Annotated in this window: 18 protein-coding genes, 1 pseudogene and 1 riboswitch; of the genes and pseudogenes, 9 read left to right on the plus strand and 10 right to left on the minus strand. The window is 64.3% G+C overall.

Features of this window, described 5'->3' with window-relative positions:
* Positions 1-161: 161 nt before the first annotated feature.
* The 5 genes from H5P29_RS07690 (at position 162) to H5P29_RS07710 (ending at position 6109) form a co-directional block, all read left to right on the plus strand.
* Positions 162-3410 (plus strand): helicase-related protein, encoded by a 3249-nt coding sequence (locus tag H5P29_RS07690; protein WP_067956708.1) that lies wholly within the window; start codon positions 162-164, stop codon positions 3408-3410.
* Between the two features lie 5 nt (positions 3411-3415).
* On the plus strand, positions 3416-3799 hold the full coding sequence (locus H5P29_RS07695; protein ID WP_067956710.1) for an RNA-binding S4 domain-containing protein: 384 nt from the start codon (positions 3416-3418) through the stop codon (positions 3797-3799).
* A gap of 148 nt (positions 3800-3947) precedes the next feature.
* Complete coding sequence (fdxA, locus tag H5P29_RS07700) at positions 3948-4286, plus strand: ferredoxin FdxA (RefSeq protein ID WP_067956714.1); 339 nt, start codon at positions 3948-3950, stop codon at positions 4284-4286.
* Between the two features lie 359 nt (positions 4287-4645).
* Positions 4646-5230 carry a CarD family transcriptional regulator gene (locus tag H5P29_RS07705; protein WP_067956717.1) on the plus strand — a complete coding sequence of 195 codons (585 nt, stop codon included), beginning with the start codon at positions 4646-4648 and terminating at the stop codon, positions 5228-5230.
* A gap of 321 nt (positions 5231-5551) precedes the next feature.
* Complete coding sequence (locus H5P29_RS07710) at positions 5552-6109, plus strand: cysteine hydrolase family protein (protein ID WP_154386631.1); 558 nt, start codon at positions 5552-5554, stop codon at positions 6107-6109.
* A 25-nt stretch (positions 6110-6134) separates the two neighbouring features.
* Here the strand turns inward: H5P29_RS07710 and H5P29_RS07715 are convergent, their stop codons facing one another.
* From H5P29_RS07715 to H5P29_RS07725, 3 genes are all read right to left on the minus strand, one after another.
* On the minus strand, positions 6135-6908 hold the full coding sequence (locus H5P29_RS07715; protein WP_067956723.1) for an amino acid ABC transporter ATP-binding protein: 774 nt from the start codon (positions 6906-6908) through the stop codon (positions 6135-6137).
* Positions 6905-7585, minus strand: a complete 681-nt coding sequence (locus H5P29_RS07720; protein ID WP_067956726.1) for an amino acid ABC transporter permease — start codon at positions 7583-7585, stop codon at positions 6905-6907. The genes H5P29_RS07715 and H5P29_RS07720 overlap by 4 nt, the downstream gene beginning before the upstream one ends.
* Before the next feature lie 140 nt (positions 7586-7725).
* Positions 7726-8499, minus strand: coding sequence for an amino acid ABC transporter substrate-binding protein (locus H5P29_RS07725; RefSeq protein ID WP_154386630.1), 774 nt, complete (start codon positions 8497-8499; stop codon positions 7726-7728).
* Positions 8500-8749: 250 nt separating this feature from the next.
* On the opposite strand from H5P29_RS07725, the gene H5P29_RS07730 reads away from it, so the two are divergent.
* Complete coding sequence (locus H5P29_RS07730; protein ID WP_067956731.1) at positions 8750-9619, plus strand: RNA polymerase factor sigma-32; 870 nt, start codon at positions 8750-8752, stop codon at positions 9617-9619.
* 60 nt (positions 9620-9679) lie between these two features.
* On the opposite strand, the gene H5P29_RS07735 is transcribed toward H5P29_RS07730, so the two are convergent.
* The 4 genes and pseudogenes from H5P29_RS07735 to thiB form a co-directional block, all read right to left on the minus strand.
* Positions 9680-11128: a M48 family metalloprotease gene (locus tag H5P29_RS07735; RefSeq protein WP_154386648.1), complete on the minus strand. Its 1449-nt coding sequence runs from the start codon at positions 11126-11128 to the stop codon at positions 9680-9682.
* Positions 11129-11314: 186 nt separating this feature from the next.
* Positions 11315-12075 (minus strand): annotated as a pseudogene (thiQ, locus tag H5P29_RS07740) (thiamine ABC transporter ATP-binding protein).
* Positions 12072-13688, minus strand: a complete 1617-nt coding sequence (gene thiP, locus H5P29_RS07745) for a thiamine/thiamine pyrophosphate ABC transporter permease (protein WP_067956737.1) — start codon at positions 13686-13688, stop codon at positions 12072-12074. Before thiP ends, thiQ begins: the two are co-directional and overlap by 4 nt.
* Positions 13689-13935: 247 nt before the next feature.
* Positions 13936-14940, minus strand: a complete 1005-nt coding sequence (thiB, locus tag H5P29_RS07750) for a thiamine ABC transporter substrate binding subunit (protein WP_154386628.1) — start codon at positions 14938-14940, stop codon at positions 13936-13938.
* 44 nt (positions 14941-14984) lie between these two features.
* Positions 14985-15108, minus strand: a riboswitch (TPP riboswitch).
* A 104-nt stretch (positions 15109-15212) separates the two neighbouring features.
* Here thiB and H5P29_RS07755 point away from each other — a divergent pair.
* Both H5P29_RS07755 and H5P29_RS07760 read left to right on the plus strand, forming a co-directional pair.
* Positions 15213-15857: a thiamine diphosphokinase gene (locus tag H5P29_RS07755; RefSeq protein ID WP_067966047.1), complete on the plus strand. Its 645-nt coding sequence runs from the start codon at positions 15213-15215 to the stop codon at positions 15855-15857.
* Between the two features lie 3 nt (positions 15858-15860).
* On the plus strand, positions 15861-17675 hold the full coding sequence (locus H5P29_RS07760) for an ABC-F family ATP-binding cassette domain-containing protein (RefSeq protein WP_154386627.1): 1815 nt from the start codon (positions 15861-15863) through the stop codon (positions 17673-17675).
* Between the two features lie 8 nt (positions 17676-17683).
* On the opposite strand, the gene H5P29_RS07765 is transcribed toward H5P29_RS07760, so the two are convergent.
* The 3 genes from H5P29_RS07765 to H5P29_RS07775 all read right to left on the minus strand — a co-directional run bounded on the left by H5P29_RS07765 (position 17684) and on the right by H5P29_RS07775 (position 21770).
* Entirely contained in the window at positions 17684-18622 is a 939-nt protein-coding gene (locus tag H5P29_RS07765) for a homocysteine S-methyltransferase family protein (RefSeq protein WP_154386626.1), read from the minus strand.
* A gap of 265 nt (positions 18623-18887) precedes the next feature.
* Entirely contained in the window at positions 18888-20396 is a 1509-nt protein-coding gene (locus H5P29_RS07770; RefSeq protein WP_154386625.1) for a hypothetical protein, read from the minus strand.
* A 75-nt stretch (positions 20397-20471) separates the two neighbouring features.
* Positions 20472-21770 carry an adenylosuccinate synthase gene (locus H5P29_RS07775; RefSeq protein WP_067956749.1) on the minus strand — a complete coding sequence of 433 codons (1299 nt, stop codon included), beginning with the start codon at positions 21768-21770 and terminating at the stop codon, positions 20472-20474.
* Positions 21771-21964: 194 nt separating this feature from the next.
* Between H5P29_RS07775 and H5P29_RS07780 the strand changes: the two genes are divergently transcribed.
* Positions 21965-22897, plus strand: a complete 933-nt coding sequence (locus H5P29_RS07780) for a DMT family transporter (protein WP_154386624.1) — start codon at positions 21965-21967, stop codon at positions 22895-22897.
* Positions 22898-22946: the final 49 nt, after the last annotated feature.

Here is a 22946-nt window from a genome sequence, read left to right on the forward strand (position 1 = left end):
TGCCGGAGTCAGTGATTCGTCGCTGATTCGTTCCAGACTCGTTCCAACTCTTAAATCTGGAACATTCCGCTTTCGCTTCGTCTCGCAAATCCCTATGTGTCCAGTCGTCGTGAAAGCGGCGCAACGCCGGGTGGGCCCGGCGCCGAGGGCGGTTCCTTAGAATGAATGTTCACTCCAAGCAGAATGACCCCCTGATCCTGTCGGGTCGCGATGTGACAGCGGTCCTCGGGCCGACCAACACCGGCAAGACGCATCTCGCCATCGAGCGCATGGTCGCGCATGAAAGCGGCATCATCGGCCTGCCGCTCAGGCTGCTTGCCCGCGAGGTCTATGGCCGGCTCTGCGAGAAGGTTGGTGCCCATAAGGTTGCGCTGGTGACCGGCGAGGAGAAGATCCTGCCGGCCGGTGCCAAGTATTCCGTCTGCACCGTCGAGGCGATGCCGCGTCAGACCGATGCCGCCTTCGTCGCCATCGACGAGGTACAGCTCGCCGGCGATCTCGAGCGCGGCCATATCTTCACCGACCGCATCCTGCACCTGCGGGGCAGGCAGGAAACGCTGCTGCTGGGTGCTGCCACCATGCACGGCATCCTGCAGAAGCTTTTGAAGGGCGTGTCGGTGGTCACCCGGCCGCGCCTGTCGCATCTTGCCTATGCCGGCTCCAAGAAGCTGACACGCCTGCCGCGCCGCTCGGCCATCGTCGCCTTTTCGGCCGATGAGGTCTATGGCATCGCCGAGCTCATCCGCCGTCAGCAGGGCGGCGCTGCCGTCGTGCTCGGCGCGCTCAGCCCACGCACCCGCAACGCCCAGGTCGAACTCTACCAGTCCGGCGACGTCGACTACCTGATTGCCACAGATGCCATCGGCATGGGCCTCAATCTCGATGTCGACCATGTTGCCTTTGCCCAGAACCGCAAGTTCGACGGCTACCAGTATCGCCAGCTGACCGCCGCCGAGCTTGGCCAGATCGCCGGCCGTGCCGGCCGTCATCTTCGCGACGGCACCTTTGGCGTTACCGGCCAGGTTGATCCGTTCGACGAGGAGCTGATCGAGAAGATCGAAGGGCACGATTTCGAGCCGGTCAAGGTGCTGCAGTGGCGCACCGCTTCGTTCGACTTCACAAGCCTCGACACGCTCAAGCGCTCGATCGACACGGTGGCGCCCGTCGAGGGCCTGACGCGGGCGCTGCCTGCGGTCGACGCCCAGGCGCTCGAACACCTGTCGCGTGACGAAAACATCCGCTCGCTCGCCACCGGTCGCGAACGTGTCGCCCTGTTGTGGGAGACCTGCGCGCTGCCCGACTATCGCAGGATTGCGCCTGCCCAGCACGCCGACCTCATTGCGTCGATGTATGACGATCTCGCCCGCAACGGTCATGTCGACGAAAACTACATGGCCGAACAGGTGCGCCGCGCCGATTCCACCGAAGGCGACATCGACACGCTCTCCCACCGGATCGCACAGATCCGGACCTGGACTTTTGTCTCAAACCGCCCTGGCTGGCTTGCCGATCCGGCACACTGGCAAGAAAAAACGCGAAACATCGAAGACAGATTGTCGGATGCACTGCATGAGCGGTTGACGAAACGCTTTGTAGACCGCAGGACTTCCGTCCTCATGCGCCGCCTTAGAGAAAACACTATGCTTGAAGCCGAAATAAGCCCGTCCGGAACTGTCCTCGTCGAGGGCCACCATGTCGGCGAACTGCAAGGGTTCCGTTTCACCGCAGATCAGAGCGCTGGCGGAGAAGACGCCAAGGCCGTGCGCACGGCAGCACAGAAGGCGCTCGCCACAGAATTCGATGCCCGCGCGGAGCGTTTCTCGGCGTCGCCCAATGGCGATATCGCGCTTGGCTCCGACGGCGTTCTGCGCTGGATCGGCGCGCCGATCGGCACGCTGGTCGAGGGCGAGGACGCGCTCAAGCCGCGCGTCGTGCTGCTCGCCGACGAGCAACTGACGGGCCCGGCCCGTGACAAGGTCGCGGCGCGCGCCGACCGTTTCGTCAATTTCCAGATTGAGTCGCTGCTCAAGCCGTTGGTCGATCTCAAGGCCGGCGAACAGCTTTCCGGCATTGGTCGTGGCATCGCTTTCCAGTTGGTCGAGAATTTCGGCCTGATCAATCGCCGCGACATCGCCGACGAGGTGAAGTCGCTCGACCAGGAAGGTCGCGCAGCACTTCGCCGTCTCGGCGTCCGCTTCGGCGCCTACCACGTCTTTGTACCGGCGCTGATCAAGCCGGCACCGTCCGGCCTGGTGACACTGCTCTGGGCGCTCAAGAATGACGGCAAGGACAAGCCGGGCTTCGGCGATGTCGTCCATGCGTTGGCCGCCGGCCGTACGTCTGTTGTCATCGATCAGGCTTTCGACAAGACCTTCTACAAGCTCGCCGGATTCCGCAATCTTGGCCGCCGCGCCGTGCGTGTCGACATTCTCGAACGTCTCGCCGATCTGATCCGCCCGGCGCTTGCCTGGAAGCAGGGCATCGGTGCGCGTCCTGACGGAGCCTATGACGGCAGCGCCTTCATCGTCACGCCGCAGATGATGTCGATCCTCGGCGCAACCGGCGACGACATGGAAGAAATCCTCAAGGGCCTCGGCTATCGCGCCGAGCCGAAGCCGGCTGCCGAGGTCAAGGACAAGCTCGAGACGATCGATGCTGCCACGCGCGAGGCCGTGGCCAAGGCGCAGGCCGACAAGGCCGCAGCGGCAGCTGCCGCTGCCGGCCAGGCCGCCGAGGTTTCCACGGAAGCATTTGCCCAAGACGCGCAGGAAGCGGATGCCGAGCAGGCGCCGGAAGCTGTTGCCGAGGTTGCAGCTGAGGTCGTGGCCGAAGTGGCGGCCGAGCCTGCCGTCGAACCCGAGGCAGTTGCTGCACCCGCCGCAGAAGTGGAAGCCGTCGCAGAACCTGTAGCCGAAACGCTGTCGGAAGCGGCGGCCGTCGAGACTGCTGCAGCCGAAGCCCAGCCGGCAACTGCCGCCGCGGAGCCTGCCGAAGAACCCAAGCCGATCCTTTTGTGGCGTCAGGGCCGCTTCGAGCAGCGCCCGCGTCATCGCCAGGACAATCGCCCACGCGGCGGCCAGCGCGAGCAGCGTGCCGCCGGCGCACCCGCAGCCCGTCAGGGCCAGGGCGAGGGCAACCGCAGTGGCGGGCGCGAGGGTGGCGAAGGCCGTGATGGCGGCCGTCCGCGTTTCGACCGCAAGCCCGGCGGCAAGCCGCAGGGCGAGGGTGGGCGTCCCGAACACCGCAATCGCAATGAGCGTCCGCAGGGCGACAGGCACGGCGGCGACCGCAACGGCCCCAAGGGCAAGCCCGCCTTCCAGCCCAAGCCACGCGAGGAGCGTCCGGTGCGCATCGATCCGGATTCGCCCTTCGCCAAGCTCGCCGCGCTGCGCGACCAGCTCAAGAAGTAAGCGCCTTGGCCGGCGAGGGAAGACAGCGCATCGACAAGTGGCTGTTCTTCTCGCGCGCGGTCAAGTCGCGCTCGCTTGGCGCCAAGCTCGCGCAATCTGGCGGCGTCAGGTGCAACGGCCAGAAGCTCAGCCAGGCCTCCGACATCGTCAAGGCAGGCGACGTGCTGACGATTACGCTCGATCGTCGTATCCTGGTCTACAAGATTCTGCTGGCTGGCGAGCGTCGCGGGCCGGCCGAAGAAGCACGCAAGCTCTACGACGACATCTCTCCCGCACCCACGCCGAGGGATGAGGCGCCGCCCGACGCCAGGCCGCCGCTGCGCGAGGTTGGCAGTGGCCGTCCGACCAAGAAAGAACGGCGGGCCACCGACAGGCTGCGCGACCAGTGACGCAAAGGCTCTGGAGCGGCGGCAACGAAGTTGAGAATTACGTTCCGCAAACGTGCTTCTGCGCGGAATGGCCGCCCTTGCAACGACCCCGCAAAGGGGATACCTCACCCGAAAGATACAAACTACGGGAAGTCCCGGAGCCTGCTTCATGACCTACGTCGTCACCGACAACTGCATCAAATGCAAATACATGGATTGCATCGAGGTTTGTCCGGTCGACTGCTTCTATGAAGGCGAGAACATGCTCGTCATTCATCCCGACGAGTGCATCGACTGCGGCGTCTGCGAACCGGAATGTCCGGCCGACGCGATCAAGCCTGACACTGAGTCGGGGCTCGACAAATGGCTGCAGATCAACACCGAATATGCCGAAAAATGGCCGAATATCACGGCAAAGAAGGAGCCGCCGGCAGACGCCAAGGAATTTGACGGCGTCGAAGGCAAGTTCGAGAAGTTCTTTTCGGCCGAGCCTGGCGAAGGCAACTGAGGGTAGCGCGCCCTAAATGGCGCTAGATCGTTGGATTGAGAGCCGCCGTCGACTCTTGACGCGGCAGATTGTTCGCGTATGCAGCAAAATCTTGATTCTTCCGACTTTTTGTGTTAGAGCTAGCCCAACATGCCGATGACACAACGTCGATTTATGGCGCATAGCCTAATTCACTGAAAGGTGACAACCCTAATCCGGACCAGAGTAATCTGGGCCCGGCGGTCGCAACGTTTTGCGGTTTGCCGGTCCAGGCTCTTCCGATTGGGGGTCGAATGTCGTGCGGCAGAAGGTCGCGTTTTGCGACCGTCCCGATCAACCGGCCTCGGCGGGCCGGTGTCACAAGAAGGAGTTCAGGGCGTATGGCAACTTCCATCCCGCAGAAGAAATCCGCAGCACGTCACGGTTTCAAGACTGGCGAGTACATTGTCTACCCGGCGCACGGCGTCGGCCAGATCGTATCGATCGACGAGCAGGAAGTGGCGGGACACAAGCTCGAGCTGTTCGTAATCGATTTCCAGAAAGACAAGATGCGCCTCAAGGTGCCGGTCGCCAAGGCAACGTCCATCGGCATGCGCAAGCTGTCGGAGACCGACTATGTCGAGCGTGCGTTGAAGGTCGTGCAGGGCCGCGCCCGCGTCAAGCGCACCATGTGGTCGCGCCGCGCCCAGGAATATGATGCGAAGATCAATTCCGGTGATCTGATCTCGATCGCCGAGGTCGTGCGCGACCTCTATCGCGCCGACAACCAGCCGGAGCAGTCCTACTCCGAGCGCCAGCTCTATGAAGCAGCGCTCGACCGCATGGCGCGCGAACTGGCAGCGGTCAACCGCCTGTCGGAGACCGAGGCTGTCCGTCTCATCGAGACCAACCTCAACAAGGGTCCGAAGCGCGGCACCAAGGCTGACAACGAAGAAGCCGACGCCGAGCAGGAAGAAGCTGCCTGATAGGGCTTGTAAGATCCGCTATGAAAAACCCGGCCATTGGCCGGGTTTTTTGTTTGTCTGCCGAGAGGCAGTGCGTCTCAGCAGACAATGGTGCGTTGCGCGGCCAATCGGCTGAAAGTCACTTCTGGCAAATATCCTAGAGGCTCTGGCTGGATGAGATGCCGCCACTTCTGGACCGTCACCGCGGTTGCCGTGACCCTGCGACCGATGGGACAGGCCAGAAGGTGGCCCTGCTGGCCGAGCAGTTCGGCGTGAAAGCCGCTACTGAGCCGATCGGTTTTGCTGTATCCGACGCCAATCTCGCAACAGGAGAGGCAGCATATGGGCACCGCACTTCTTGTCATCGACGTGCAGAATGCGATCCTGAGGGGCAAAGGCACCTCGGAGCGGCAGCCACTGCTCGAGGCTGCGCTCGACGATACCATTGGCAGGCTGCGTGATCTCCAGGACAGAGCGCGTTCTGCGGGCGTGCCGGTCATAGTCATCCAGCATGACGGCCCTGCGGGCCACCGCCTGGCAGTTGGCACGGAAGGTTGGGAAGTCCGGCCGGAGCTGGCCCCGCGGGCCGGTGACCTTCTCGTTCGCAAGAAGAGCTCGGACTCGTTTCACGAGACCGAGCTCGGCGCCCGCCTTGGGGAGCTTGGTATCTCGCATCTTGTCGTCGGCGGCTGCATGACCCAGTTCTGCGTCGACACGACTGTGCGTCGGGCCGTGTCGCTCGGTTACGACGTCACGCTCGTCGCTGACTGCCATACGACCGCCGACTCGGCCCATCTCACCCATGTCGACATCATCGCCCACCACAACGAAACGCTCGACGGTTTTGGTGCCGGCGATGCCGTGGTCGATGTCCGCCCGGCCGTGGCAATCTCGTTCTGACCACTGCCTGGGGCGGCAGCGAGATCTAGCCTTCGCCGCCCTTGCCGTGGTCGTGCTGATGCGTGATCGTCGCGATGAACCGTTTGGTGCGCTCGTGCCTGGGATTGCCGAACACCTCGTTGGCAGGGCCCTTTTCAACCACCGAGCCCGCTTCCAGGAACAGCACCTCATGGGCAATCTTCGACGCCAGGCGCAGATCGTGCGTAGCGATCACCATTGTCGTGCCCTCGCGCGCCAGCTGGCCGAGCACGTCGACCACTTCCTGCGCCAGTTCCGGGTCGAGTGCCGAGGTCGGCTCATCGCACAACAGCACCTTGGGCGACGGCGCCAGCGCGCGTGCGATGGCCACGCGCTGCTGCTGACCGCCGGATAAGGTCGCGGGCCAGGCGTCGAGCTTGTGCGCCATGCCGACCTTGTCGAGCAGCGTCATGGCCCGCTCGCGTGCCTTCGCATCTGGCCATTTCAGCACCGTCACCAGCCCTTCCATGACGTTCTCGATCGCCGTGCGATGCGGAAACAACTGGAAGTTCTGGAACACCATGCCTGTCTGGCGGCGCAACTGCTGGATTGCCTTGGTGGCGACGCGGTGGCCGGGGCGGAATTCGAGCGTGTCGTCGCCGATGCGCACAGTGCCGGAGGTCGGAATTTCCAGCAGGTTGATGCAGCGCAGCAGCGTGCTCTTGCCGCCGCCGGAAGGCCCGACGAGGGCGGTGACGCTGCCCTCGCGGATCTCGACCGAAACATCCTTGAGCACGACATTGTCGCCGAATTGTTTGACGATGTGAGACAGTCCGATCATGACCGTGCCTCCAGGAAGCCGCCGTAACGGTTGAGCCGCTTCTCGAGCCTGACCTGAAGCGACGACAGCACCGAGCTCATTGCGAGATAGAGTATGGCCGCCTCGACATAGAGGATCAGCGGTTCATAAGTGGTGGCGACGATGCGCTGGGCTGCCTGGAACATCTCCGGCACGGTGATGGCGGCAGCCAGCGAGGTGTCCTTGACCAGCGAGATGAAGGTGTTGGACAGCGGTGGCACGGCGACGCGGGCCGCCTGCGGCAGGACTGTGCGACGCATCGCCTGCGACCATGTCATGCCGATAGAGTAAGCCGCTTCCCACTGCCCCTTGGCCACCGAGCTGATGGCGGCACGAATGATCTCGGAGGAATAGGCGCCGACATTGAGGGTGAAGCCGATCAGTGCCGCCGGAAAGGCGTCGAGCACGATGCCGATGCTGGGCAGGCCGTAGAAGATCAGGAACAGCTGCACCAGAAGTGGCGTGCCGCGGATGATCCAGACGTAGAAGCGGACGATGCCAGAAAGCCAGGTAGGCCCGAACAGGCGGGCAAGGGCTGCGCCCAGCCCCACGGTCAGGCCGAAGGCGAAAGAGAGAAGCGTCAGCGGGGCTGTGAAAACGAGCGCGGCCCACAACAGTGGGCCGAGCGAGTCCAGCATCAATTGAAGCCAGTGTGGCAAGATGAATGCTCCCTCTCCACAACAAACAAGCCCGGAAAATCGCAGATTTTCCGGGCAAGTTCATGGGAAAAAATGAGAGGTGGAAAATGAGCGCCTGACAGGCGGCCGCCACGCCGGGCGCCGCCTGAAGGGCAATGCTGTTACTGCGAGACGTCGGCGCCGAAATAGGTCTCGGAAATCTTCTTGTAGGTGCCGTCGGCCTTGATCTCCGCCAGCGCCTTGTTGATTGCCTCGACCAGCTCGGGCTCACCCTTACGCACGATCACGCCGGAGAAGTCGGCCTTGGCCTCTTCGGCGACGATCTTCACGTCGGCGTCGGGCTTGTGCTTCTTGAAGTCGAAGAACGATAGCGAGTCGTTGATGGTGGCGTCGGCGCGGCCGTTCAGCACCAGCTGGATCGACTGGTCGAAGCCATCGGTGCCGACGAGCTCGGCGCCATTGGCCTCGGCGATCTTGCCGAAATTGCTGGTCAGCGACTGGGCCGACTTTTTGCCCTTGAGGTCGGCGAAGCCCTTGATGTCCTCATTCTTGCCGCTGACGATCAGCACTGCCTTCGAGGCGATGTAGGGATCGGAGAAGTCGTACTTGGCCTTGCGCGCCTCCGTGATGCCGACCTGGTTGATGACGGCGTCATAGCGCTTGGCGTCGATGCCGGCGATCAGGCCGTCCCACTTGCCTTCGAGAAACTCTGCCTTGACGCCGAGGCGCTTGGCGATTTCCTTGCCGATCTCGACGTCGAAGCCGACGAGCGCTCCCGATGCGTCGTGATAGGTAAAGGGCGCGTAGGTGCCCTCGGTGCCGATCTTGAATACGCCGGCTGCCTTGATCTCATTGAGATTTTCACCGGCATGGCCGGCGGCGACGGCTGCGAGCTGGATCGTTGCGGCAACGGCCAGCGACTTAAACCACTTCATTTTGTGTGATCCCGATTTTGTGCCCGGCTTGCTGGCCGGGAAAGTTGTGATTGGCGGCAATCTGTCAGAAGCCAGCTCTCGACATAAGGAATGAAATTTCAAAATCGACGCAATACTGGAATGCGAATCTACGCAACTGAAGGCCGCCAGCCGCCCCGGAACATTCGACGATACGGCGCGTTAATGGCGCTGCGGGGCAGCGCGGCAATTGCGGTGCGCGTCTGGCTGCTCTCAGGACAAGGGGCGCAAGATGTATATGGATCGGGCAGGCCTGTCTGGCGAGCAGATGATGCTGAGGGCGGCGTCGCGCGCGCCCTATCTGGAGCGCGGCGAAGAGCTCGAGCTGGCGATCCGCTGGAAAGAGCGGCACGATCAGGATGCGCTCAACCGCATCACCACCGCCCATATGCGCCTCGTCATCGCCATGGCGGTCAAGTTCCGGCGCTACGGGCTGCCGATGGGCGACCTCATCCAGGAAGGCCATGTCGGGCTGCTTGAAGCGGCGGCACGCTTCGACCCGGAGCGTGAGGTCCGCTTCTCGACCTATGCGACCTGGTGGATTCGCGCCTCGATGCAGGACTATATCCTGCGCAACTGGTCGATCGTCCGTGGCGGCACGAGTTCGGCGCAGAAGTCGCTGTTCTTCAACCTGCGGCGCATGCGCGCCCGGCTCGCCCAGGGCGGCGACCCGCTCGGCGGCACCGCAGCCTATCAGGAGATTTCGGTAGCCCTTGGCGTGTCGGAAGCCGACGTCGCGCTGATGGACATGCGGTTGTCGGTGCCCGACACCTCGCTCAATGCGCCGCTCAGCGACGATGGCGATTCGGGCGAACGGATGGATCTGCTGGTCTCGGACGATCCCTTGCCGGACGAGCTGGTCGGCGAGGCGATCGACATCGAGCGCCGCTCGGGATGGCTGCATGACGCGCTCACCGTGCTCAATGCGAGGGAACTGCAGATCATCGAAGAACGTCGGCTGACGGAGGAAGGTGCCACGCTGGAAGAGCTCGGCACCTCGCTCGGCATCTCGAAGGAGCGGGTTCGCCAGATCGAGACCCGCGCCATGGAAAAGCTGAAATCAGCGCTGGAGCGGAAGAACTCGGCGTTCCAGGTCGCCTGAGCGCTGATCTCTTGGACCTGCATCGTGCTTGCCGAACGTCCCGATTTCCGGGCCGATGCGCTACCGGTCGGTGACGATCTTGACCTTGTCGCCGGCGGAGACCGAGGCGCCGGGCGCCAGCGCATTCAGAACCCTGAACAGGTCGAGCTTGCGGTCGACGCCGACCATGCTGGCGGCGAGCGAGCCCATGTTCTGGCCGGGCTGGACGGTGACGACGCGGATGCGCAACGGCTTCAGACCAGCCTTCTCCGCTGCCGTCATGACCCGGAAGCTGGAGCTGACCGAACGGGCGATCTGGTCCAGCGCGGTGCTGGCCGTCGGAGCGGCCGTCAGCAGGCGATAGACCTGCGCGCCATTGCGGATCACGACGATATCGAACTGCCAGCCTTCGGCGCTGGCGCGGGCGAAGGCCGCCTCGTTGCCGTTGATCGTATCGGCGCGCACGCTCGACGGGTCGAGGCCTGCGACCCAGCCGCTCTTGACGTAGTCGGTCAGTGGCAGCTTGGCGTCGATCGCCACGCCATCGAAGCGGATAGCCGTATTGTCAGGTCCGGTCGCTGTGACGGCGGCTGCCGTGTTGTCGATGACAAAGCCTTGCGGCACGGCAAACGAGATGCCGAGCTTGGGGTGCATGAAGGTGGTGCCGCGCACATAACCTTCGTCGGGCGTATCGCCGAACAGCAGGCCGTCGATGCCGGCGAGGAAGGAATCGCGATCGCGGCGGCCGATGCCGGGCGCGCCGAACTGGCGGGCGTGGCGCTGGGCAAGGTCGATGCGCTGCGGCGCGTTGGGGTGGCTCGCCAGGAAGTCGAGGCTGGCGTCGGTGGCGCCGCTGACCGCGCGCAGGTCGGAGTAGGCGGCCATCGACTGCAGGAAGCGTCCTGCGGCAAACGGATCGTAGCCGGCCTGGCCGCTCATCTTGATGCCGATGCCGTCGGCTTCCAGCTCCTGATTGCGCGAGAACTGGGCGAGCCGGAGCTTGCCGCGGATCAGCGCTGCCTTGGCGGTCGGGCTTTCGCCGAGCACGTCGGTGACGACCTTGGTCGCCAACACTTCCTCGGCTTCCTTCTGCTGACGCTGGATGCCGTGGTTGGCAGTGACGTGGCCCATCTCGTGCGAGATGACGGCGGCAAGCTCGGCCGAATCATTGGCCAGCGCCAGCAGGCCGCGCGTCACGTAGAGATAGCCGCCGGGCAGCGCAAAGGCATTGACGTTGGGCGAGTTCAGGATAGTGATGCGGTAGGTCTGGTTCGGGTTGCTCGACACGGTGGTCAAGCTGCCGACAACCTTGGCGACCATGCGCTCAAGCTTGGGATCCGAATACTCGCCGCCATAGGTCGCCAGAATGCGCGGATGCTGCGCCTTGGCGATCTCGGCGAGCTTGTCGTTGCGGGTGACGTTGTCGACGGTGACAGGATTGTTGGACGGCTGGAAGCCTGACTCGCGGACATCGGAGGGGTTGAGTATCTGGCAACCCGAGACAAGCGCCGACAGCGCGACGGCAACCATCAGGCGCGCATAGCGGGGCGTTCTCGTCTCGATCAACATGTCGCGGCAGGTGGGCAGAGCTCGCGTCCTTTCGAAGTCTTTAGGCGGCAGGCAAAGCAGAAGCGGGCCCGACCAGATGGACGTAGCCACAGACGACTCGCCGACACAATAAGGCCGATACCGCCAATGTGGCGATTTGGCTGTAAATTATGTCCGCTTCCGGGCAACCCGGCGTGATCGCGTCATCACCGTTCACCGCCGATATAGTGTCTGAACGCTTCAGGTCCAGCATTGGTGAAGAAATCCGCAGTCTTTCCAGCCGCCGCGACAGTGCCAGCCTCGACGAAAACCATGTTTTTAGCCAGTTTTCGGGCATCTTCGGGCTGGTGTGTCACGAAAAGCACGGTCATGCCGCGTTCTGCATGAAGGCTCGCCACGAGATCCAGCATATCCTCGCGCAATGCTGGTCCAAGCGAGGCAAAGGGTTCATCCAGCAGGAGAATCGGCCGGTCGCGGACAAGGACGCGCGCCAGCGCCACGCGCTGGCGTTCGCCGCCCGACAGTTCGCGGGGCAGGCGCTTCTCCATGCCGGCGAGGCCGACGCGTGTCAGTGCGGTTGCCACGTCCCGCCTGTCGGCAGTGGCCAGGCGCAGCGCAGGCGAGCGACCGAGCCCGACATTCTTCTCGACGTCGAGATGGGCAAAGAGGTTGTTTTCCTGGAAAACCATCGACACCGGCCGCTCGGATGGCGGTGCGATCGTCACGTCGACGTCGCCGATCAACACGCGGCCTTCGCGCGGTGTCTCAAAGCCGGCGACGAGGTTGAGCAATGTCGACTTGCCGGCGCCGCTCGGTCCCATGATCGCGGTGATCTCGCCCGGTGCAAAGGTCACGTCGAAGCGCACCATGGTGTCGCTATAGCTGAACACCACATGGTCGAGGCGTACCGCGGCACTGGTCGAGGTCATTTCGCAGTCTCCCTGCCGAGGCGGTCGGCGAGCATTGTCAACGCCAGGCACAACAGGCCGAGCATCAATGCAAGTCCCGCCGCGTCATCTGTGCGGTAGCTGCCCATGCGGGCGAGCAAAAGGTAGGGCAAGGTCTGCACCGCGTCGCTGCCGAACAGCGCGATGACACCGAGATCGCCGAGCGACAGCGCCATGGCAAAGGAGAATGCCGTTGCAAGCGGGCGCTTGAGCACCGGCCAGTCGATCAACCGCAGCCTGTTCCAGCCTGAGATGCCGAGCTGGGCGCACAGCCTTTCGTGACGTTCGCTGGCCGCGTCATAGGCAGGGCGGACGGCGCGGACGGCAAATGGCATGGCCATAACGGCGTTGACGGTGACGACCATGAATGGCGCCAGCGAAAACACCTCGACCGACTGCCGCACCAGCACGAACCAGCCGGCACCGATGACGATCGGCGGCACCACCAATACGAAGCCGGCGCCGGTGTCGGTGAAGCGTTCGAGCAATGTCTTTTCGCCGCCTGTCCTGCTGCCGGCCAGTGCCCGGCGCGCCATGACGAGGGACAGCGCAAGCATGGTTGCGAGTGTTGCCGACAGCGTCGCAAGCACGATGCTGGTCAGTGTCGCACGCTGCACCGCCGCTTCGCCGGCGAGGCGGCCGAGATTGGCCTCAAGCCCGGAGACGATTGTCGCCAGCATCGGCCCGCCGACGAAGACGAGCGCCACAACGATGATGGCGGTGTTGAGCGCCTTCTCGCCGGTCTTTGCCTTGATGTAGTTGCGCTGGGCCACCGGCAGATTGGCGTCGCCGGTCGTGTTGGCACCGAGCCGCATCAGCGCCAGAACCACAACTGCCGTGAGCGCGATCTGCAGCAGGGTCAGGGCGACTGCGCGCGCGGGGTCGAAGTCGAAGCGCAACGCCTGATAGATCGCAACCTCAAGCGTTGTTGCGGCCGGGCCGCCGCCGAGCGTCAGCACGATGGTGAAGGAGGTGATGCACAGCATGAAAACGAGGCCCGCAATGCCGGGCAAGGCTGCTCGGATTGCCGGCCATTCGATCATGCGGAAGCTCGACCGTGCGCCCATGCCGAGCTGGCTCGCCAGCCGCCACTGGTCCGCCGGCACCGTCTGCAGCGCCTCCAGAATCAGCCGCGTCGCCAGCGGCAGGTTGAAGAAGACATGGGCAACGAGAATGCCGGACAGCCCATAGATGCCGGGCCAGGTGCCGCCGGTCAGCGCCGCCAGCGGTTCAGCGAAATAGCCGGCGCGGCCGTAGAGCGACAGGATGCCAAGGGCTGCGACGATCGCCGGCAAGGCGAGGGGAACGGCAAACAGGCGCAGGATCAGCGCGCGGCCGGGAAAGGCGGGATGCCGTGCGAGCGCTCGGGCAACGAAGATCGCCGGCACAACCGACAGCAAGGTCGACAGCAGCGCCTGCCACAGGGTGAAACGGGCAATGCGGAAGAGATAGGAATCGAAGGCGTCGGCAGCACCTTGTGGATTGCGTGCGGCCTCGATGCCAAGACCGGCAAATGCGCCGCCGATCAGGATGCCGATGGCCGCCAGCGCGATGATGCCGGCGGCGATGCGGGGGTCTGTACGGCTCACCGACATGCAGGGCCGCGATTGGCTAGGCGCAGGTGCGGCAGCCGCGATGGGTCGCGCTCTGTCCCACCCCCCTCTGGCCTGCCGGCCATCTCCCCCGCAAGGGGGGAGATCAGCGGCTTGGATGCCCACGCACCACCGGCAACCTCTGGGGTTGGCGAGAGCCATTCCACTACCAATCTCCCCCCTTGCGGGGGAGATGGCCGGCAGGCCAGAAGGGGATGTTCAAGCGCAACCATGGCAGGTCGACAGAGCCTTACTTGCTCATCACGCCGAGCCACTCGTCGACCCAGGCCTTGCGGTTGGCAGCCACCTCGTCGGCGCTGAAGATCAGCGTCTTGGTCGGCTTCACCAGCTTGTCGAAGGCAGGGTTGAGCGGCTTGTCGGTCTTGCCGGCGGGCAGCATCCAGTTGGTTTCGGGTACGGCGTCCTGGAAGCCTGGGCTGGTCATGAAGGCCATGAACTTTTCGGCCAGCGGGTTCTTGGCGCCGGTCGTGGTGATGCCGGCGACCTCGATCTGCAGGTAGTGGCCTTCCTCGAAGGACGCCGCCTGGTAACGCTCGGTGTTCTCGGCGACCATGTGGTAGGCTGGCGAGGTGGTGTAGGACAGCACCATCGGCGCCTCGCCCTTGGTGAACAGGCCATAGGCCTCGCTCCAGCCCGGGGTGACGGTCAGCACGCGGCCCTTGAGCTTGGCCCAGGCTTCCGGCGCCTTGTCGCCATAGACCGACTTGACCCAGAGCAGCAGGCCGAGGCCCGGCGTCGAGGTGCGCGGATCCTGGATCGCGATCTTTTCTTCCGGATTGCCCTCGACAAGTTCCTTCAGGCTTTTCGGCGGGTTCTTCAGCGTCTCGGTGTCATAGACGACGGCGAAGTAGCCGTAGTCGTAGGGAACGAAGGTGTCGTCCTTCCAGTCACCCGGAACCTTGACGTCGGCGCCGGCGGCACCATGCGGCGCAAACAGGCCGGTGGCCTTGGCTTCGGCTGTCAGGTTGGTGTCGAGGCCAAGCACGATGTCGGCCTTGGTCGATGCACCTTCGAGCTTGACGCGGTTGAGCAGTGCTACGCCATCGGCGACCGAGACGAAGTCGACAGTGCAGGCGCAGTCGGCTTCGAAGGCCTTCTTGACCTGCGGGCCGGGGCCCCACTCGGAGGTGAAGCTTTCATAGGTGTAGACGGTAAGCTTGCCTTCGGCAGCGGCAGGGAAAGCAACCGTGGCCAGCGCCAGGGCGGAAGTCATGGACAGGATCAACGAGCGCATCGGCGCCTCCTTCATAGGTGTTGAAAGGGAATTTGAAGCGCCGGGCGTCCGAAGCATCTAATCCCTCCGCCGGTACAAACCGGATCAGGTTCAGCGGGTTGGCCGGGACGGTTCCCTATGCCTCTCAGCCGGCACGCAATTGCGCGACCGGCACCCCGTTAGAGCGGTTCAACAAATAGGCTCGCGCATCAGGCCACGCAAGCGGTAGTTTGCCGGCCACCGACCGCGTCGCGGCCTTCCGTTTCGGCTGCCGGGCTGGTAATGCGCATGCCATGACCCGGTTCACCATACTTCTCGGCGGCGAGCTTTTCCGCACCCCGCGCCTCGACCGCCAGGTGGCGGGCAGCAGGGTGATTGCGGCAGATGCCGGTATCCGCCATGCCGCCACGCTCGGGCTGATGCCGGAACTGTGGCTCGGCGACTTCGATTCCGTGCCGGTAGATCTCGACCCGCGTTTTGCCGACCTGCCGCGGGCGACCTTTCCGGCCGAAAAGGACAGGACCGACGGTGAACTGGCCATCGATGCCGCGCTTCGGCTCGGCGCGACCTCGCTGGTGCTTGTCGGCGCCTTCGGCGGCGCCCGCGCCGACCACGCCTTCCTTCATTTCGCCCTTGCGCTCAGGCTTGCCGAAGCCGGCATCGAGGTGCTGCTGAGCAGCGGGCGCCAGGAGGCTTTGCCGCTCCTGCCCGGCAGCGCAGGCTTCGACTATGAAGACGGCATGCTGTTTTCGGTGCTCGCCTTCTCCGAGCTGACCGGGCTGTCCGAACAGGGCGCCAAGTGGCCGCTCGACAATGTCGACGTGCCGTTCGGTTCGTCGCTGACCCTTTCCAATGAAGTGCGGGGTCCGTTGCGGATTTCGCTCGGCAGCGGCCGTGCCCTACTCCTCGCTCATCCCTTTCCTGCCTCGGATTTCTGAAACATGGCGCCTCCGCTTCTCAATCTCGACGGCATCCGTCTGACCTTTGGCGGCACGCCGCTGCTCGATGGCGCCGCACTGACGGCCGCTGCCGGCGACAAGATCGCGCTTGTCGGCCGCAACGGCTCGGGCAAGTCGACGCTGCTCAAGATCGCGGCGGGCATGATCGAGCCGCAGGACGGCGTGGTGTTCCGCCAGCCGACGGCAACCATCCGCTACTTGCCGCAGATGCCCGACATGGACGGCTTCGCCTCTGTCCGCGCCTATGTCGAAGCCGGGCTCGGACCTGCTGACGATCCGCATCGCGCCACCTATCTGCTCGACCATCTCGGCCTGACCGGCGAGGAGCCTCCGGCCGACCTGTCGGGCGGCGAGGCGCGCCGCGCAGCACTTGCCCGCGTCATGGCGCCCGAGCCCGACATCCTGCTGCTCGACGAGCCGACCAACCATCTCGACCTCTCGGTCATCGAATGGCTGGAAGAGGAACTGATCCGCACCTCCTCGGCGCTGATCCTGATCTCGCACGACCGCCGTTTCCTCGAGCGCGTCAGCCGCAACACCGTCTGGCTCGATCGCGGCCAGACGCGCCGGCTCGACCGCGGCTTTGCCCATTTCGAGGAATGGCGGGACCAGATCCTGGAGGAAGAGGAGCGCGAGCAGCACAAGTTAGGCCGTCAGATCGTGCGCGAGGAGCATTGGCTGCGCTATGGCGTGACGGCGCGGCGCAAGCGCAACATGCGCCGTCTCGGCGAGCTGCAGACGATGCGCCAGACGTTCCGCAGCCATCGCGGTGCCGAGGGCGTGGCAACCATGGTTGCGAGCGAGGCGGCAGAATCCGGCAAGCTTATCATCGAGGCCAAGAACATCGACAAGAGCTTTGGCGAGCTTTCAGTCGTCAAGGGTTTCTCGACCCGCATCCAGCGCGGTGATCGCGTCGGTCTCGTCGGCCCCAATGGCGCCGGCAAGACGACCTTGCTCAAGATGCTGACCGGCGAGATGGAGCCCGATGCCGGCAGCGTGCGGCTTGGCGTCAATCTGGAGATCGCCACCCTCGACCAGAAGCGCGAGGCGGTCGATCCGAACGAGACGCTGTCGAGCTACCTGACCGATGGCCGTGGCGAAAACCTCGTCATAAATGGCGAGCAGCGCCACGTCGTCTCCTACATGAAGGACTTCCTGTTTAAGCCCGAGCAGGCGCGGACGCCGGTGCGCGAACTCTCCGGCGGCGAACGTGCCCGGCTGATCCTGGCGCGCGTGCTGGCGCGTCCGGCAAACCTTCTGGTGCTCGACGAACCGACCAACGATCTCGACATGGAGACGCTGGAACTGCTTCAGGAACTGGTCGCCGGTTTCGCCGGCACCGTCATCCTGGTCAGTCACGACCGCGATTTCCTTGACCGCACCGTCACCAGCATCATCGCGCCCGACGGCGAGGGCCGCTGGATCGAGTATGCCGGCGGCTACGCCGACATGCTGGCCCAGCGCGGAGGCACCAAGCTCGATGACCGCAAGTCGCGCAAGGCGGCCAGTGGTCAGGCCTCAGCCGGCCGCAGTGAGGCCGAAGCGCCCAAGGCCGCGTCGAAAAAGCTGTCGTTCAAGCAGAAGTTCGCGCTCGAAAGCCTGCCCAAGAAGATGGAGGCGGTGACCGCTTCGATCTCGCGGCTGGAAAACCAGATCGCCGATCCGGCCTTCTACGAGCGCGACCCGCACGGCTTCCAGAAGACCATAGCCGCGCTCGACAAGGAGCGCGCGACGCTGACCGCTCTCGAAGAGGAATGGCTGGAGCTGGAGATGCTGCGCGAGGAACTGGAAGGCTAGCCAGGGGCCTAAAGGCAGGCTTCACAGATCGCCGCGATATGGCGATGGTCGGTGCCGCAGCAACCGCCAAGAACCTTGATGTGGCCGAAGCCGTCCCGCATTGCGCGATAGCGGCGGGCGAGATCGTCAGGATCGCCGGGGTCGAGCTCTGTTGCGGCATCGAGTTCGGCGTGGCTTTTTGTCGATGCGTTTGCCCGCACGCCGCCAATACGCTGGACCCAGCTGCCGGCGTCCGCCAGCACGTTCTGGAAATGGCTGGGATGGGCGCAGTTGATCATAAAGTAGGTGGGCGCGCCGTCCGTCTCGTCATCGACGATCTCGATCGCTTCCGCCAGGCTCTCTCCCGACGGCAACCGCCCGTCGGTCTCGACCGTGAAAGAGATCACCGATGGCAGGCCCTCGCCCATGGCGGCACAGCTTATGCCGACAGCTTCCTCCGGATAGTTCATGGTCACGGCGCTGACCATGTCGGCGCCGGCGTCGCGGAATGCGACGACCTGGTCGCGATGATAGTCTGAGGCCTCGACAGGCGTCATCTTCATGTCGGGGCGGTAGCCATCGCCACGCGGCCCGACCACGCCATTGACAAGCACCGTCATGCCGCGGGCGAGATAGGGCGCCCGCAGCGCCTTCGCCTGGGCGACGGCGCGACGATTGATGTCCGAAAGTGCCGTACGGGAGTAACCGAGCTTCTCACCCCAGTCAGGATTGGCGCGCCATGTCGGCGTGTCCAGCACGAAACTCAAGTCGTGTTGTTCGGCGATATCGAGGTAGCGCCTGAAATAGCCGTCGAGCCTGTCGCAGCCGGCCGCATCGAGCAACAGTGGAAACGCTGCGAAACACGGCAGGTCCATCCCGTCCAGGAAGACCAACGTTGTCTCGAGGCCGCCGTCGGTGAGTGCGACGGAAGCGCCGAGATGCGGAAGATCTGTCGTCGCAGCGCACATGATGTACCGAAGGCGTTCGGCTTTCCGTCGGCTGGGTCATATCCGTCAGCCTGGACGCGGCCGAACGCGTTCTTCAGCCTAACATCTTACTTCAGGGGTTTCTACTTTAAGCCGCCGGCTGGAATCTCTGGCGTGAGACGACGCGCGAGGACCGAAAGGTACGTCTCGGTCGTCGTGCACGCGGCGGTCATAGTTGCCCTGCAGGCGCGCCGTTCCAAGGCTACTGACGCGGAGGATGATCATCCGCGCCAGCGAAAGCTCCAGATCAGCCGGCTTCCTTGGCCTGCCAAGCCTTCATCGCGTCTTCGAACACCTTGTCGCCAGGGATGCCCTTTTCGAGCGTGAACAGCGCGCGGCGGCCCGACTTGTAGACGACCGGCACGTCGATCCAGCTCTGCCGACGCAGGAGGTTCAGATTGGCGTCGACCTCGGCCTTGGTGTCGTTGAGCGCAACGAGGAAGAAGCCGTCGGCGATCTTGGCCGGAATGCCGAGCAGCGAATTGCCGGCGTCCTGTTCCGAGCTCTTCATCGCCACGCGCAGGATGTTCTCGATGCCGCCGCCGTCAAAGCCCTGAGGCGTCAGGAAGATCATTTCCAGGATATGGCTCGCCGGCAGCGTCTTGTCGGCGTTGCGGCGGATGGTCATGCGCAACTGGATGTCCTTGCCGGGGATTGTCGCTTCGGCGCGGATGGCAGGCTCGGGCGGCAGGTCGCCGCCGGGCGATTCCTGTACCACCGTCCAGACGACGGAACCCGGCTCAGCCGAGCCTTGGGCGACGTTGGTGCGCTCTTCGTAGAAGATCGCCTTCTGGCCGACGGCCACGGGTGCGTTTTCGCCTGCCGCAGGCGTTGTCGTCGCCGGTGTTCCCTCGGCGGGTGTCGCGGGCGTGGCAGGGGTTGCCGGCGCGGTCTCGGGCGTCGCCGGTGGCGTTGCCGGAGCCGGCTGGGTCAGTGCTGCAACCGAGGTGCCTTCGCCGACGGTGTTGCTGCCGCTGGCCGGGCCAGGATCGACCTCCTTGCCATCCGCGGTCATGCGCTGGGTGAACTTGCCGGGCTCGTCGCTTGCCGGCGCTTGTGCTGCCTGGCCGCCATTGGCGGGCGGAGGAGTGGCTGCTTCATTCGTTGGCGGGGGCGTTTCCGCCGCCGTGTCGCCGCCACTGCCGACAAAGGCATCGCGGTTGGACCACAGCGCATAGCCGCCGGCGCCGACCACCACCACGGCAAGTGCCGCTGCGATAAGGCCGCCGCTGATGCGCTTGCGCGGCTTCTGCCGCGTGTTGGCGAATGGATCGCCATTGTTGGCTGCGGCGTCGCCGAAGTTGTTGTCGCCTTCGCCGTCCTGCGCTTCGTCATCGTCGCTTGCCGAGAAGTCGGGCAGGGGCTCGCGCTGCTGCGGCGTGTAGGCCGGAATGGGGTCTGCGGCAGGCGGTGGCGCGACCGGGGTCACCGGGCTGCGTGGCTCCGGTGCAGGTGCTGCCCTGGTATAGGCCGGCTGATCCTTGTTGCGGGCGATCGAGGTAAAGACGTTTTCCAGCTCGGCCAGCGGATCGTCTTCCACAACGGGCGGATGGAATTCCGCCTCGACGATCGCGATCGCGTCCTCGAGCGACTTGGTCTGGCGTTCGGCAACGGCTGCGGGCGGCTGCGGGTTGAGCGCGGCGAGCTTGGCCGCGATGGTGCTGCGGGCCTTGTCATACACCCGCGCGCGCATCGCCGGCGTGGTGTCGCCCATGCCATCCAGCGTCTTTTTCAGAACCGCTACGAAGTCTGCCATTCTCTCGTCGACCTATCTCTTCTTCTGGGCCGCGGCGATTCCGGCGGCAAATCAGCCGCCGGAAAGTTGCCAAAACTAGTCTTCAAACGGATCGGTCACAAGTATCGTGTCATCCCGCTCCGGGCTGGTGGAAAGCATGGCCACCGGGGCGCCGATCAGCTCCTCGATATAGCGCACATACTTTACCGCCTGGGCCGGCAGGTCGTTCCAGCTGCGGGCGCCCGCGGTGGTGCCCTTCCAGCCTTCCAGCGTCTCGTAGACCGGCTCGACACGCGCCTGGGCGCCCTGGCTCGCCGGCAGGTAGTCGATCAGTTCGCCGTCGAGCATATAGCCGGTGCAGACCTTGATCTCGTCGAGACCGTCGAGCACGTCGAGCTTGGTCAAGGCGATGCCCTTGATGCCGTTGACGGCAACCGCCTGGCGCACCAGCACGGCATCGAACCAGCCGCAGCGGCGCTTGCGGCCGGTGACGACGCCGAATTCGTGGCCGCGGGTGCCGAGGAATTCGCCGACTTCGTTCTGTTGCTCGGTCGGGAAGGGGCCCTCGCCGACGCGGGTGGTGTAGGCCTTGGTGATGCCGAGCACGTAGTGGATCGAGCCCGGGCCCATGCCGGAACCCGCTGCCGCCTGGCCGGCGACTGTGTTCGACGAGGTCACGAACGGATAGGTGCCGTGGTCGATGTCGAGCAGGGTGCCCTGGGCGCCTTCGAACAGGATGCGTTCGCCGGCGCGACGCTTGTCGTCGAGCACCTTCCAGACGCGGTCCATGTAGGGCAGGATCTTGTCGGCGATCGAGGTCAGCTCGGCCATGATGACGTCGTGCGTCACCTCGGGATGGCCAAGCCCGCGGCGCATGGCATTGTGGTGCGTCAGCAAACGGTCGACCTTCTGGGGGAGCGTTTCCAAATCCGCCAAGTCCATCACCCTGACGGCACGGCGGCCCACCTTGTCTTCGTAGGCGGGGCCGATGCCGCGACGGGTCGTGCCAATCTTCGTTCCGGAATTGGAGGCGGCGTCCTCGCGGAAGCCATCCAGCTCACGATGCAGCGACAGGATAAGCGCGGTGTTTTCGGCTATTTTCAGGCGATCGGGGCCGATCTCGACGCCCTGGGCGCGGATTTTCTCGATCTCGGCGACAAAGGCATGCGGGTCGAAGACCACGCCATTGCCGATGATCGACAGCTTGCCCTCGCGCACGACGCCGGATGGCAGCAGCGACAGCTTGTAGACCACACCGTCGACCACCAGCGTATGGCCGGCATTATGCCCGCCCTGGAAACGCACCACCACATCGGCGCGCTCCGACAGCCAGTCGACGATCTTGCCCTTGCCTTCGTCGCCCCACTGGGAACCGACGACCACCACATTGGCCATAATATTTTCCTTCCGACATCGCGGCTAGGCCGCGAACAGTGCAAAATGACAGGCCTCTATAACGCCAAGCAATTGGATGTGCGACCTTTCTTTGCCGCCTCAGGCACAACAAATTCAGCCTTTGGGCGCATTTACATGCCGACAGCCAGCACCTAGGTCGGCATGGTGCCCCTCGCCAGCGAAAGTCCGGCCGCATGCATCGAAACGCCTATGTCCTGCTGTTGGCGACTACCCTGTTCTGGGGTGGCAATGCGGTGGCGGGCAAGCTTGCCGTGGGCCACGCCTCGCCGATGCTTTTGACCTCATTGCGCTGGGCGTTCGCCGCCGCATTTCTCGGCGCCGTCGGCTGGTCCAGGCTCCGGGTGGACTGGGCGGTGGCGCGCAGGCAACTCTGGCTGCTTGTCGCCTTGGGCGGGTTAGGCTTCACCGCCTTCAATGCCGCCCTCTATTCCGCGCTCAATTTCACCTCGGCCATCAATGCCAGCATCGAGCAGGCGGGCATGCCCATGGTCATCTTTGCTGCCAACTTCATCCTGTTTCGCATGCGGGTCAGCTGGGGCCAGATTCTGGGCTTCCTGTTGTCGCTGACAGGCATCGCGCTGACCGCCAGCCATGGCGATCTCAGGAGCTTGCTCGCGCTCGACATGAATTTCGGCGATGCGCTGATGCTGATCGCCGTTCTCGTCTACAGTGCCTACACGGTTGCGCTGCGCTTCAAGCCGGACATCCACTGGCTGAGCCTGATGATCGTCATGACATCGGCCGCATTCGTCACCTCGCTTCCGTTCGTCGCCTGGGAAATCGGCACTGGCAGGGCCATCGCGCCCGATGCGACGGGCTGGGCGATCACCGCCTACATGGTGCTGTTTCCCTCGATCCTGGCGCAGATCTTCTACATCAGGGGTGTCGAACTCATCGGCGCCAATCGTGCGGGCCTGTTCATCAACATGGTGCCGATCTTCGGCACGTTGTTGTCGGTGATGATCATCGGCGAGGACTTCCAGCTCTACCACGCAGTCGCCATCGTGCTGGTGCTTGGCGGCATCTGGCTTGCCGAGCACTCCGGGCGGAAAATGGCGAGCGCCGAGGAGCTTTTGGCTGCCGAAGAACACAGCTCCGATGCCTGAAAAGAAAAAGGCGCGGGGATCGGCCCGCGCCCTTTGGTGCCTTGGGAGG

The sequence above is a fragment of the Aminobacter sp. MDW-2 genome (genome assembly GCF_014250155.1).
Classification (GTDB): Bacteria; Pseudomonadota; Alphaproteobacteria; order Rhizobiales; family Rhizobiaceae; genus Aminobacter; species Aminobacter ciceronei.